The sequence below is a fragment of the Ensifer aridi genome (genome assembly GCF_002078505.1).
Taxonomy (GTDB): domain Bacteria; phylum Pseudomonadota; class Alphaproteobacteria; order Rhizobiales; family Rhizobiaceae; genus Sinorhizobium; species Sinorhizobium aridi.
The window spans coordinates 73,959-87,540 of sequence record NZ_LUAV01000034.1; the positions used below are offsets into that span (position 1 = coordinate 73,959).

General features: G+C 62.7%; 11 protein-coding genes. 3 read left to right on the plus strand and 8 right to left on the minus strand.

Going from position 1 to position 13,582, the window contains the following annotated elements; translation table 11 throughout:
• Positions 1-3: 3 nt before the first annotated feature.
• Both AYK65_RS25280 and AYK65_RS25285 read left to right on the plus strand, forming a co-directional pair.
• Positions 4-681 carry a response regulator transcription factor gene (locus tag AYK65_RS25280; protein WP_026616515.1) on the plus strand — a complete coding sequence of 226 codons (678 nt, stop codon included), beginning with the start codon at positions 4-6 and terminating at the stop codon, positions 679-681.
• Positions 678-2,057 (plus strand): sensor histidine kinase, encoded by a 1,380-nt coding sequence (locus AYK65_RS25285; RefSeq protein ID WP_081161768.1) that lies wholly within the window; start codon positions 678-680, stop codon positions 2,055-2,057. Before AYK65_RS25280 ends, AYK65_RS25285 begins: the two co-directional genes overlap by 4 nt.
• A 382-nt stretch (positions 2,058-2,439) precedes the next feature.
• On the opposite strand, the gene AYK65_RS25290 is transcribed toward AYK65_RS25285, so the two are convergent.
• The 3 genes from AYK65_RS25290 to AYK65_RS25300 form a co-directional block, all read right to left on the minus strand.
• The gene (locus AYK65_RS25290) at positions 2,440-3,375 is read right to left on the minus strand and encodes a substrate-binding domain-containing protein (protein ID WP_373414911.1); all 936 of its coding nucleotides are present in this window, start codon (positions 3,373-3,375) and stop codon (positions 2,440-2,442) included.
• 92 nt (positions 3,376-3,467) lie between these two features.
• The gene (locus tag AYK65_RS25295) at positions 3,468-4,478 is read right to left on the minus strand and encodes an ABC transporter permease (RefSeq protein ID WP_081161771.1); all 1,011 of its coding nucleotides are present in this window, start codon (positions 4,476-4,478) and stop codon (positions 3,468-3,470) included.
• Positions 4,479-4,553: 75 nt separating this feature from the next.
• Positions 4,554-6,080, minus strand: a complete 1,527-nt coding sequence (locus AYK65_RS25300; protein WP_046117228.1) for a sugar ABC transporter ATP-binding protein — start codon at positions 6,078-6,080, stop codon at positions 4,554-4,556.
• Between the two features lie 167 nt (positions 6,081-6,247).
• On the opposite strand from AYK65_RS25300, the gene AYK65_RS25305 reads away from it, so the two are divergent.
• Entirely contained in the window at positions 6,248-7,276 is a 1,029-nt protein-coding gene (locus tag AYK65_RS25305) for a LacI family DNA-binding transcriptional regulator (protein ID WP_026616520.1), read from the plus strand.
• A 45-nt stretch (positions 7,277-7,321) separates the two neighbouring features.
• On the opposite strand, the gene AYK65_RS25310 is transcribed toward AYK65_RS25305, so the two are convergent.
• The 5 genes from AYK65_RS25310 to AYK65_RS25325 all read right to left on the minus strand — a co-directional run bounded on the left by AYK65_RS25310 (position 7,322) and on the right by AYK65_RS25325 (position 13,457).
• Entirely contained in the window at positions 7,322-9,133 is a 1,812-nt protein-coding gene (locus AYK65_RS25310; protein WP_081161774.1) for a methyl-accepting chemotaxis protein, read from the minus strand.
• Between the two features lie 329 nt (positions 9,134-9,462).
• The gene (locus tag AYK65_RS33560; RefSeq protein ID WP_267885973.1) at positions 9,463-9,585 is read right to left on the minus strand and encodes a hypothetical protein; all 123 of its coding nucleotides are present in this window, start codon (positions 9,583-9,585) and stop codon (positions 9,463-9,465) included.
• Positions 9,586-9,786: 201 nt separating this feature from the next.
• Positions 9,787-10,812 (minus strand): ABC transporter permease, encoded by a 1,026-nt coding sequence (locus AYK65_RS25315; protein WP_081161776.1) that lies wholly within the window; start codon positions 10,810-10,812, stop codon positions 9,787-9,789.
• Between the two features lie 32 nt (positions 10,813-10,844).
• Positions 10,845-12,386: a sugar ABC transporter ATP-binding protein gene (locus tag AYK65_RS25320; RefSeq protein WP_081161779.1), complete on the minus strand. Its 1,542-nt coding sequence runs from the start codon at positions 12,384-12,386 to the stop codon at positions 10,845-10,847.
• A gap of 141 nt (positions 12,387-12,527) precedes the next feature.
• The gene (locus tag AYK65_RS25325) at positions 12,528-13,457 is read right to left on the minus strand and encodes a sugar ABC transporter substrate-binding protein (RefSeq protein WP_081161911.1); all 930 of its coding nucleotides are present in this window, start codon (positions 13,455-13,457) and stop codon (positions 12,528-12,530) included.
• Positions 13,458-13,582 lie beyond the last annotated feature (125 nt).

The window sequence follows — 13,582 nt, forward strand, 5'->3', positions numbered from 1 at the left end:
AGTTTGCGAATTTTGCTTGTTGAAGATAACCGGGCCCTAGCAGAGGGCCTTTCGACGCTCCTGCGCGGCAGCGGCTATGCCGTCGATGTCGTCAGCGACGGCGCCTCCGCCCATGCGGTGGCGGCGGCCGAAAGCTTCGATCTGGTGATCCTTGATCTCAACCTGCCGGAAATGGACGGGCTTGAGGTGCTGCGTGCCATGCGTGCCCGGCAGAATCGGGCAGCCGTCCTCATCCTGACGGCGCGCGGTACACCGGAGGAGCGGGTCAAAGGGCTCGACCTCGGAGCCGACGACTACCTGATCAAGCCGTTCGACATCGGCGAGTTCGAGGCCCGCGTGCGGGTCCTGCTTCGGCGCCAGGCGGGATTGCGCGCCTCTGTCGTCAGCTATGGCAATGTCTCGCTGGATCTTACGGCGCGCAGCTTTTCCGCAGGTGGCGTGCCGATCGAAATTCCCGCCCGCGAGCTCGGCCTGCTCGAGCTTCTGTTCATGCGTGCTGGCAAGGTGGTCGCCAAGGATGCGATCGTGCAATCGCTCACGGGGCTCGACGATGATCTGAGCGCCAACGCGATCGAGCAATATGTGAGCCGGCTGCGCAAGCGCCTAGCTCCCTATGGCCTGACTGTGCGCACCGCCCGGGGCATCGGTTACTACCTCGACAAGACGGCCGGTTCCGAATGAAGTCCGCGGTCTATTCGCTGCGACGCCGATTGCTCGCCTGGCTGCTGATCTCGACCGCCGTCATCGGCGTCATTGCCTTGGTTGATACCTATCGCGAGGCCGTGAAGACGGCGAATGCCGTCTCGGACCGGGTGCTTGCCGGTTCGGCGCTGGCCATCGCCGAGAGGGTGGTCGTTGCCGAGGACGGCTCGCTCCAGGTCGATATCCCCTATGTGGCGCTCGAGATGCTGACGTCGGCCGCGCAGGACCGCGTTTTCTATCGCGTGGACGGTCCGCCGGGTGAGTTCATCACCGGCTATCAGACGCTGCCTTCGCTTCCCGAGAACGCCGGCCAGCCGACGAGCTTCGCCGACGCGGTCTTCCGCGGTGAGCCGATCCGCGTGGCGGCTCTCAGGCGTTCCGCGTCGACCGGTGTTAACTCCGTTCCTTTCGTCGTCACCGTCGCCGAGACGACGATCGCGCGGCGACAACTGGCCCAGACCATTCTCCTCCGCTCGGCCATGCGCCTCGGGCTGATGATCGCCGGCGCGGCGGTGATTGTCTGGGTGGCCGTCACCTTCTCGCTGAGGCCGCTCTATCGCCTCGGCGATGCGATCGCCCAGCGCAGCCCGAACGATTTGCATCCGATCCGGGAGCGCGTGCCGAACGAGGTCCAGGGGCTCGTCGATACCGTGAATTCCTTCATGGTGCGCCTGCAATCGGCGCTCGATGCCCTTCGCCACTTCACCGGCAATGCCAGCCATCAGCTCAGAACACCGCTGGCGATCATCCGCACGCAGCTTGCATTGGCACAGCGAGCGATGACGATCGAGGAAACGCGGGCGGCCGCAAGGAAAGCGGATGAAGCGGTCGCCAATGCCGAGCGCATTCTCGCGCAGCTCTTGCTGATGGCGAGGATCGATGCGGCGGCGAGGGAGGAGGCGCGGGGCTCGGAGCGCATCGAGCTCGTAGGGCTTGCTCGCTCGATCACCGCCGACCACGTGCCGGCCGCGGGCGAGGCCGGTATCGATCTCGGCTTCGCCGGGGAGGGGGAGCATTGGATCCGCGCCGAGCCGCTGCTTGTCGGCGAGCTCCTGAAGAACCTGATCGGCAACGCCCTCCTTTACGCGGGCCGTGGCGCGGAGGTCACGGTTCGCGTCGAAGGAAGCGAAGAGACCGTCGCGCTGGAGGTCGAGGATAATGGTCCGGGCATCCGGCCGGAGTTGCGCGAGGCGGTGCTCAAGCGTTTCCGCCGTGGCGGTGACGAAGCCCCCGGCACCGGACTCGGCCTGCCGATCGTCGAGGAGATCGCCGCGCTTTACGGCGGAACGATGCGCCTTGAAGAGGGCGAGGGCGGGCGGGGACTGAAGGTCGTGTTGGCGTTCCCGTCGGGGTGAGGGGGAGGGTCTGTAGCCGAGAGATTGCATCGGCGGATGGCGCTCGTTAGCACCCCCTCTGCCCTGCCGGGCATCTCCCCCACAAGGAGGGAGATCGGCCAGCATCGGCGCTTTCGCCAGTTCGTCAGCGCCGCAGAAGGGCAAAGCAAGTGGGGCGCCGTGCGCGACCTAACGCTGTCAGAAAGACGAAGGGAGGAGCCCGCGGTTTGCCAATCTCGGCCTTGTGGCGGAGATGCCCGGCAGGGCAGAGGGGGTCAACAATGCCTTCGCCTGGGGTTGTAATTCGATCGGTTTCCCTTAAGCCTGGCGCTCTCAAAAAAACGAAACCTGCCCGGGGAAATCCGCGGGCAGGCCGAGCTTAAACTATCGCCGATCGATGCGATCAGAACGGCGAATCGGGGAAATAGAAGTCCTTCGCATTGTCCTTGGTGACGAGTGTCGCGTCGATCGTGTAGGTGCCGCGAACCGGAACCTGGCCGTAGAAGTTGGCGACGGTCATTTCGAGCGCGGTGCCGACCATCGCCGGCGGGTAGAGCACGTCGACCGGGATCATCTTGTCGCCGTCCATGACCTTCTTGATCATTTCCTTCGAACCGGCGCCGGCGACCACATATTGGATGTCCGTGCGCTTCGCCTGCTCGATCGCCTGCAGCACGCCGACGGCCATGTCGTCGTCCTGGCACCAGACGACGTCGATCTGCGGATACTTGGTCAGATAGTCCTGCATCACCTTGAAGGCGTCGTCGCGGTTCCAGTTGCCGTATTGGCGGTCGAGGATTTCCACCTTCGAGCCGGCGATGCCCTGGTCGAAGCCGTCCTGGCGCTGCTGGTCGATCGGGATCGGCAGGCCGCGAATGACGACGACCTTGGCCTCGGGCGTCGTAGCCTTGATGTATTCGCCGGCGACCTGGCCGAGAGCAGGATTGTTGCCGGCGACATAGAGGTCGCGCACGCTGTTGTCGTTGACCGAGGGCGCGCGGTCGACGAGTGCCACGAACTTGCCGTTACCCTTGACCTCCTTGATGGCGTTGACCAGCGGATCGGGATCGGTCGGCAGGATCACCAGAGCGTCGATGCCCTGGGTTTCGAGATCCTGTACGGCATTGGCTTGGCTCGCCGGATCCGGCGAGGTCTTCACGATGACATTTAGGCCAGGGTGCTGCTCCATGAGCTGCTTGGCTACGCGCTCCGCGTGGAATACGACGCCGGCGGTCCAGCCATGGTCGGCCGCCGGGATCGACACGCCGATCGTAACCTTCTTCTCCTCCGCGTGGGCCACGCTCGTCAATGCCATCACCGCGACGGCAGCAATGCCCATTAATCCCTTTCGCATGTTCACTTTCCTCCCGATGTCCAAGGGTCTTTACAAGGTCTTCGCTTGATGCGGCCGGACCACCTCGGTCCAGCCTGTCACGATTTGCGTACCAGCGAGCGCTGGACGAGCATCGCGATAATGATGATCGCACCCTGCATCGCGCCGATCAGGTATTCGCTGATGAAGTTCGACAGGAGCATGATGTTGCCGACCAATTCGAGGATGAAGGCGCCGCAGATGGTCCCCCAGACGCGGCCCGCGCCGCCCTTGAGCGCCGTTCCGCCGACAACCACGGCGGTGATGGCCTGCAGTTCCCAGAGGATGCCGGTCGTCGCCGAGGTCGAGCCGAGGCGAGGCACATAGAGCAGCACGGCAATCGCCACGCAGAGGCCCTGGATCACGAAGGCGATTGTGCGCACCCGGTTGACCGCGATGCCGGAATAGCGGGCAACGTCGCTGTTGGAGCCTACGGCGACCACGTGCCTGCCGTAGCGCGTGCGATAGAGAATGAAGGCGGCGACGGCGGTGACGGCGAGAATGATCGCGATCGGCACCGGCACGCCGAGAATGCTGCCGAAATAGGCCGGCCGATAGAGTTCCTGGATCTCCGGCTCGCGAAGCGTGATCGCGCCGCCCTGCGAAAGCCAGGTGGTGAGGCCGCGATAGATGCCCATCGTGCCGAGTGTCGCGATAAAAGGCTCGATCCTGCCGACGGTGGTGATCAGACCGTTGGCGAGGCCACAGGCCGCCCCCGCTGCGACCGCGAAAGCGATCGCGGCCGTCAACATCAAGGCCGGATCGGCGATGACGCCGCAATTCATGAATAGGATCATCAAGCTCGCGACGAAGGCGACCATCGAGCCGACGGAAAGGTCGAGGTCGCCCGCCGAGATGACGAAGGTCGCGCCCACGGCAATAATCGCGATGAAGGCGCTACGGGTGGCGACGTTGGCGAGATTGTTGATGCTGATAAAGTTTGGGTTGACGATCGCGCCGACGATCAACAGCAGTGCAAGCGCCGCAAACGGCGCCACGGCCCTCAGATCGACGTCCCGCCAGGTACGGCGGTGACTTGTTGCTTGAAGGCTTTCCTCATTCACGCTCATGTCCAAACCAACCTCCCGCCCCGAAGCTCGGGGGAATCCATTTCCTGTGACTGCCTGATTTCGCCGGCCTGTACCTCAGGCTGCAGCCATCCTCTTAAGTCCCGCTGCGTAGCGCATGATCTCCTGCTCGGAGATCTCGTCGCCTTCGAGCATGCCGACGATGCGTCCCTCGCGCATGACGGCAACCCGCGTGCAGAGCCCGATGACTTCCGGCATTTCGGAGGAGACGACGATGATAGAGCGGCCGTCACGCGCCAGTGCCGAAATGAAGTGATAGATCTGCTGTTTGGTGCCGACGTCGATGCCGCGCGTCGGCTCGTCGATGATGATGATTTCCGGTTCCGTCTCCATCACCTTAGCGAGCAGCAGCTTTTGCTGGTTGCCGCCGGACATGCGTCTCGCCACGACATTGCCGTCTCGCACGCGAATGTCGAAGCGGCGGCGGGCCTTTTCGAGCGCGGCGGCCTCACTCGCGGGGCTGAGATAGCCGAGGCGGGCATGCTGGCCGAGCGACTGCAGGGTCAGATTTGCCGTCATGCCCGAGTTGAGGAGCAGGCCCTTGGCCTTGCGGTCCTTGGTCATATAGGCGAGACCGCATCGGTTGGCGGCATGCACGTCTCCGGAAGGAACCGCTTCGCCCCGGATTGTCACTTCTCCCGACAGGCGCGGTCGCAGACCGGCAATCGCCTCCATCAGTTCAGTCCTTCCGGAACCGATCATGCCCGAAAAGCCGAGGATCTCGCCCTTGCGCACCTCGAAACTGGCGTCCTTGACATAGTCGGTCGAGACGGAGGCCACGCGCAGCACGAGCTGCTCGTCGACGTCCGGCTCGCTCTTCGTGGGATAGAGACTCGACATCTCGCGGCCGACCATGAGCTGGGCGATGGATTCCCCGTCGAGCATCGAGGTGGGGGCGGTCTTGACCCATTGCCCGTCACGGAGCACCGTCACCCGATCGGTGAGCTCGATAACCTCGTCGAGCTTGTGCGAAACGAAGACGAAGCTCGTGCCGTGGTCGCGCAGCTTGCGCACCTGGCGGAAGAGGAAATTGGTTTCTTCGCGAGAGAGAACGGCCGTGGGCTCGTCCATGAAGACGACGCGCGCGTCGCGGCTGATGGCCTTGGCAATCTCCACCATCTGCTTTTCGGCGATCGATAGACTGCTGATCAACGCGTTCGCGTCGACGCGACAGCCGAGGAGATCGAGCACCCGACGCGTCTCCGCACGCATATATTTGCGATCGAGCACGCCGAAACGTGTCACCTCGCGGCCGAGAAAGAGGCTTTCCGCAACCGTCAGATGTTCGGCGAGATTGAATTCCTGGTGAATGATGACGATGCCCAGCGCTTCCGCCGCACCGTTCGCCGGCAGCTTCACCGGCTTGCCGTCGAGCAGGATTTCGCCCGAGGACGGCTCCTCGAAACCCGACAGAATCTTGACCAGCGTCGACTTGCCGGCGCCGTTCTCGCCCATAAGGGCATGGATCTCGCCGGCGCGGAGCTCGAAGTTGACGCTGAACAGCACCTGCACGCCGCTGAACGACTTGCTGATGCGGCGTGCCTCCAGCACAACGCGCGTGGCGTCGATCATCTCCGAATTCATTGATTCCCCCTTGCGGCTCCCACCCGCTTGTGAGGCTTGTGTAAACCTTTACAGTGGTGATGTAAAGGTTTACATAGGCGGTTACACAGAAATTTCTGCGGCAACCTTTGACGTTGCCTGTGGTGTGTGTAGTGTCCCGCGCAGACGAGACGCAAGGCAGAGCGAGAGTGTCGGATTCTACGCCCGCAACCATCGAAGACGTCGCCAGGATCGCCGAAGTTTCGATCGCGACGGTGTCGCGAGCGATCCACACGCCGGAGAAAGTCGCGAAATCGACGCGGTTGAAGGTCAACCAGGCGATTGCGATTACCGGCTACACGACGAATGCCATGGCGCGCAGCCTGAGGCTCGGCCGGTCAAACATGATCCTGGTCGTTGCCCCAGATATCGGCGACCCCAACTTCTCCAGCATTCTCGTCGGACTGGAGAACGAGGCGCGATCGCATGGCTATGGGGTGCTGATCGGCCATACCCAGAACGATGCCCAGCGCGCGCTCGAATATCTGAAGTTCCTGAACTCCAACCAGGCGGCGGGCCTCATCCTCTTCACCGGCATCCTTCCGTTCGGCCACGAAACGATGACGGCGCGCCTGCCCCCGAGCGTCGGCATCTTCGAGCCGGTCTTCAACGGCGGCATACCGTATGTCGGCGTCGACGACATGGAGGGGGCCCGCAAGGTGGTCGACCTGCTGATCGCCGAAGGCCATCGCAAGATCGCCTTTATCGGCGATTCTCGCACTCGGCTCGCCTACATGCGGCGGCGGGCCGGTTATGATGCCGGCCTCGACGCGGCGGGCGTTCCCGCGGAGCTTCGACTGGTCCAGGAGGGAGACGGCACGCTCGAAAGCGGAAGGGCCGCTGTCGAGCGGCTCTTCGTGCGTGACACGTTGCCCACCGCTTTCATGTGCGTCAACGACCAGACGGCGCTCGGGGTGATGATCGGGCTCAAGACGCGCGGCTATGACATACCGCGTGATTTCTCGGTGACGGGCTTCGACGACGTGCCGCAGGCGACCTTCATGACGCCGGCGTTGACCACGATCCGCCAACCGCGAACGCTGATCGGCAAACATGCCATGACGCTTCTGCTCGAGCTCCTGTCGGACAGGCGCCCTGCGGAGACCGAAATCCTTCTGAGACCGGATCTGGTTGTCCGCAATTCGGTCTCCGCACCGTCGCCGCGCTGGATGCGGTAAGTCATCCCTCCCCGCGAGTGGGAGGCGCTTCTTCCTCGTTCCGCGCTAGGCCACTCGCCTCCGTGCCTGCCGATATTCCTGCACCTGGAAGCGGCCGGCGATGCGGTCGAGGTCCTGGACCTCGTCGCTGAGCTCCCGGCAGGCCGCATTGGTCTCTTCGACCATGGCGGCGTTCTGCTGCGTCACCTGATCCATGCAATGGAGGGCAGCATTGATTTCGGACAAAGCGGCCGTCTGTTCGGTCGCCGCGGTTACGATCGCGCCAATCAGCCCTGCCACCTGCTGCACATGTTGCTCGATCCCGGTCAAAGCCTCTCCCGTGCGGTTGACGAGCTCCACGCCGCCGGCGACCTCCAGCGTCGACGCCTCGATCAGCGTCTTGATCTCCCTGGCGGCATTGGCGGAGCGGCCGGCCAGCTCCCGCACCTCCTGGGCGACGACGGCAAAGCCCTTGCCCGCGTCGCCCGCGCGCGCGGCTTCGACGCCGGCATTGAGCGCCAGGAGATTGGTCTGAAAGGCGATCTGATCGATGACATTGATGATCTGCCGGATCTGCGTCGAAGACCCCGCGATGCGCTCCATCGCGGCGACCGCCTCCTGCACGACCGCGGCGGATGTGTCCGCGCTGTTCTTGGCCGCAGCCATGACCTGACTTGCCTCCCGTGCACGTTCCGAGGAATTGTGCACGGTCGCCGTGATCTCGTCGAAGGCCGAGGCCGTCTGCTCAAGCGAGGCCGCTTGCTGCTCGGTCCGCTTGGCGAGATCGTCGGTCGCCTCGGCAATCTCCGAGGAGCTCATGCGCAGCTTAGCGGTGGCATGCAGGACGCCGGAAATGGTCTCCGCCAGCCGTTCAACGCTCGTGTTGAATTGGGTTCTGAGCTCCTCATATGCTTCCGAGAAGCTTTCGTCTATGCGGACGGAGAGATCGCCGGCGGACAGACGTTCGAGGCCGCGGGTCAGATGCTCGATGACCTGGAGTCTTTCTTGCTCCTCGATCGCCTTCCGTTGTTTTTGCGCAGTCTCCTGTTCGTCCCGAAGACGACGCTCCTCGTCGGTTCGCTCGCGTGCATTGCGACGCTCGATTGCCGCTTCCCGGAACACCGCGACCGATCTGGCGACAGTGCCGATCTCATCCGCACGCCCAGCATAGGGAACATCGCGGCCGTAGTCGCCAGCGGCGAGAATCTCCATATAGGAAGACATGGTGGCAAGAGGCTTCACGGCGCGATGGCGGAAGAACCAGAGGCCGGCGAGCAGCAGCAGGACGGAGATCGCCGAACTGATATTTGCTGCCCATGAAAGCGCGGTAGTCTCCACGGCGGCGCCCGCTTCCTGCTGCTTGAGGAAGCCATCCGCCATCGTCACCAGTTCGTTGACCGCCGCTTCATGGTGATGAAAGCTCGCTTTCAGCTCTCCGAGCGCTTGCGCGGCCGAACCCGGATCGCCGCTGCGGAATGGAGCGAGAAACTTGTTCTCCATCGTCGCCCAATAGACTTCGGCCCTGCCGAGGACATCATTCTCCAGCTTTGCCTTCAACGCTTCGGGAGCGGTCGATGCTTTCCAGTAGGCGCGGCGGTCGTCATAGGCCTGCTTCAGCGTTTCTATCTTGTTGAGATTGGCCTTCGCGAGCTCGGGATTGGATACCGCCTCCATCGCCAGCATATAGGACTCCACCGTGTATAGCGGCGGCGGCAGGATGTCGGCGATCAGGTCCTTTCCGTAGACCACCCGAGTGTAGACGGGTCCGTTTACCCGCAGCTTGTCGAAGGCATAGGTCTTGATGCCGATGGAAACCATCAGACCGACGGCGACGACGATCCCGAAGATCGCGAGGCCGCGCGCAATGGATATTTTCATGCAATCTCTCCCACGGAAAAGCCGCGACGTTGGACGTGTCCGTGTGCGCGGAACACTTTAAGAGCTCGCAGCCAGCAATAGGTCATGAAAAATTCCGGACCGACCCGGTGCAGAACGTCCGGCATCATGCGCAAGCTTTTCGCTGAGGCGAACGCTTGGAAACGTTCTCGTATAACGAGTAGAATTATATGATAATTATTACTACCTAATTAAGCGGAGCCACTGCGGCTCTCGTCGTGCGAGACGATGCGAAGCTTCACCCGCCGGCGGGGAGCCGGCAGGCGGATGAAGGGCACACGCGGTTTTCTCGTTCCGTTCTGGCGGGGGTGTCAGCGTTCGCGGGACGTGAAGAGGGAAGCAGTTTCGCGGGTCTGGACCCGGAGCATAGCGTTCCAGAGCTGGAAGAGGAAACGCGGCTGGGACTGCTTCGCAAGCTTGCGCTGCGACGACATGATAAGTCTCCGATGTTTTGGACGCCACTCACATAGTGTATCGCCAACACAATTGCCAGGGCGGGGTCAAAGGGGCTGCCTTGCAAGGAAAACATATGTCAAGTGGCGAGAATGTTGCTGCAGGCCGATAATATAAGAAAAGAAAATGCCGGAATGACTTTCGTCATTCCGGCCAGTCACTTCACTGGGAGGGCAGTCTTTTCACGTCTTTTTCCGGCCTTTCTGGCGATAGACGTCGACGACGACGGCGGCAACGATGATGACGCCCTTGACGATCTCCTGGTAATAGGCGTCGACCCTCAGGAAGGTGAAGCCCGAGGTCATCACGCCGAGGATCACGGTGCCGATCACCGTGCCGGTGACGCGTCCGACGCCCCCGGTGAGGGACGTGCCGCCGATAACGGTCGCGGCGATCGCATCGAGTTCGTACATGACGCCCATGCCGGCCTGCGCGGTCTGGGCGCGCGCCGCGGTCACGACGCCGGCGAGGCCCGCCAGCATGCCGGCAATGGCGTAGACCTTTACCAGATGCGCTTCGACATTGATGCCGGAGACGCGTGCCGCTTGAACGTTTGCGCCGATCGCGTAGGTGAATTTGCCATAGCGCGTGTAGCGCAGCGCGATATGAAAGATCAGTGCGACGGCGAGGAAGACGATGACCGGCCAGATGCCCGTGCCGATGAAGTTGAACTGCTCGGTGAGGCCGGAGACCGGCTGGCCCTTGGTATACCACTTGGAGATGCCGCGTGCCGACACCATCATGCCGAGGGTGGCGATGAAGGGCGGGATCTTGGTTTTGGCAATGAGTTGGCCGTTGATGTAGCCGGCGACGAGACCGATGCCGACGCCCAGGCCGATCGGTACGATCGCCGGCAGGTCGGTGAGCGAGGGATAAAGGGCCCGCGGCCAGGTGGAGGCCTGCGCCACGCTAGCGGAAATCATCGCCGTCATGCCGACGACGGAGCCCGATGACAGGTCGATGCCGCCGGTGATGATGACCTGAGTGACGCCGACGGCGATGATGCCGATCACCGACACCTGCAGGATCATGATGGTCAGGCGCTGCGGGTTCATCAGAAAGCTCTGACCGACCAGGAGCCAGCCGAGGACCTCATAGACGAGCGCGATGCCGATCAGCACCAGAAAGATGTTGAACTCGGGCGGCAGACGCCGTCTCGACCCGGCGAGGGTCGAACCCGTGCCATGTGCAGCGATATTGGTATCCATTGTCGTTCCTCCCTGCGGTCGGCAATTCGCGCCTAGCGCGCGGCAAGTTCCATGACCTTGATTTGGGTGGCTTCAGCCCTGTCGAGGAAGCCCGTGACACGGCCCTCATGCATGACCATGATCCGGTCGCTCATGCCGAGTACCTCGGGCATTTCCGACGAGATCATGATGACGGCGACGCCGTTTCTGGCGAGCTCGGTCACAAGGCGGTGGATTTCCGCCTTGGCGCCGACGTCGATGCCGCGCGTCGGTTCATCCAGGATGAGGATGCGCGGATTGGTGAGCAGCCAGCGGCCGATCAGCACCTTCTGCTGGTTGCCGCCCGAGAGATTCTCGATCCGCTCCTGCAGGTTCGGCGTCTTGACGCGGAGCTTGCGGCTCATCTCCTCGCAGGCGGCGGTGACGTCCTTCTCGCTGACGAAGCCGCTCTTGACGAACTTGTCCTGGAGCACGGCGATCTGCATGTTCTCGAGAATGTCGAGGATGAGCAGGCAGCCGGTATCCTTGCGGTCCTCGGTCAGGAACGCCATGCGATGGCGGATCGCCGTGGTGGGAGTGTCGATGACAACCTCTTTGCCGTCGATCGAGATCGTCCCCGAACTTGCCGGTGTGACGCCGAAGAGCGCCTCGGCGACGTTGGAGCGACCGGAGCCGACGAGCCCGGCGACACCGAGGATTTCGCCGGCGCGCACATCGAAGGAGACGTCGTGGAAGACGCCGTTGAGCGTCAGGTTCTTGACCGACAGGACGACGTCGCCGATCGGCACCTCTTCCTTCGGGAACATCTGGGTGATCTCACGCCCGACCATCATGCGGATGATGTCGTCGCGGGTGACCTCGCTCGAGGCGTGCGTGCCAATGTACTTGCCGTCGCGGAAGACGGAGAATTCGTCGGCGATCTCGAACAACTCGTTCATCTTGTGGGTGATGTAGACGAGGCCGATGCCTTGGGAGCGCAGATCGCGGATGATTTCGAAGAGATGCGCGACCTCGCGTTCCGTAAGGGCGGACGTCGGTTCGTCCATGATCAGCACGTCGGATTCGTAGGAGACCGCCTTGGCGATTTCCACCATCTGCCGGTTGGCGACCGAGAGATGGCGCACTTCGATTTCGGGATCGATGTTGATCTTCAGCCGCTCGAAAAGCTTCGCCGTCATGCGGCGCATCTCGCCATGGTCGACGAAGCCGAAGCGGTTCTTGGGTTCGCGGCGGATCCAGATGTTTTCGGCGACCGTCATGAAAGGCATCAGGTTCAGCTCCTGATGGATCATGGCGATGCCATTTTCGAGCGCGTCGAGGGGCGATTTCAGCTGGATGTCGACGCCGCGGAGTTTCACCTCGCCCTGGTCCGGGTGGTAAATACCAGCGAGGATCTTCATCAGCGTCGACTTGCCGGCGCCGTTCTCGCCCATCAGCGCGTGCACTGTGCCGCGCTTCAATCTGAACTGAACGTCGTCGAGCGCGACGACGCCTGGAAATTCCTTGCGCACGCCTTCCGCCGTCAGAAGGTATTCGGCATTGGGTATGGCGCCACTGGCGCGCACGGCTGCCATCGTTGTGGGACTGAGTGTCATTCTCATTGCCTCCCCATTTTTCCGGGCACTGGCCGGAACGTCCACGTGGCGGGCGGAGTGTGCCTTCTTGTCGGCCGGCGAGGGCCACGCGCGGACTGTTCGATAGGGAGCGCGGATTGACCCGCGCTCCCTAGGCGAAGATCAGTTCTTTGCCTGGTACTTGTCGAGATTTTCCTTCGTTACGAGCTCGAAGGGGATGTAGACCTTCTTCTCAACCGGTTCGCCCTTGGCGAGCTTCAGAGCGGCATCGACGGAGCCCTTGCCCTGGCCGGCGGCGTTCTGGAAAACGGTCACGTCGAGGTCGCCGGCAGCCATCGCCGCAAGCGCGTCCTGGGTGGCGTCGACGCCGCCGATGACGACGGAGTCCATCGAGCGGCCGGCAGCCTTCAGCGCCTGGATGGCGCCGATCGCCATTTCGTCGTTGTTGGCAATAACGGCGTCGAACTCAACACTGGCCGAAAGCCAGTTGGTCATGAGGTCGGCGCCCTGGGTGCGAGACCAGTTGGCGGTCTGCTCTTCGACGATCTCAATGCCCTTGCATGCTTCGGTGGCGAGAACATCGTGGATGTCCTTGGTGCGCATGCGCGCTGCCTGGTTGGAGAGCTCGCCCATCATCACGACGGCCTTGCCCTTGCCGCCGAGCAGTTTGCAGACTTCCTGCGTCTCCAGCGTGCCGGATTCAACTTCGTTCGAAGCGACGAAGGCCTGCTTCTCGGGGAGCGAGTCGATGTTTACGGGCTCGCGGTTGACATAGACGAGCGGGATGCCGGCGTCCGCCGCGATCTTCGACATGGCAGCGGTCGCATCGGTGTCGACCGGGTTGACGATGATCGCGTCGACGCCCGCGGCGATGAAGTTCTGGATCTGGCTCTGCTGCTTGGCGACGTCGTTCTGTGCGTCCTCGATCTGCAGCTCCACGCCGTCGAGCGTCTTGGCATAATCCTGCATGCCATTGCGCAGAACGGTCAGGAAGTTGTCGTCAAAGAGCGCCATCGAGACGCCGATGGTCTCCGCGTGCGCTGCCGTCGACATCAGGAGGGCCATCGCAGTGCCCAGGACAAATTTCTTCATTCTCTTCTCCTCCACATTGGTGCCGGCGACACCTTCTCCAGCCGGAAACGCGATCCCTTCAAGATCGAGTCCATCTCTGACCGGAAGCGGCACTCCCGCTGCGCCTCCGGTGAAAACGGAATAAA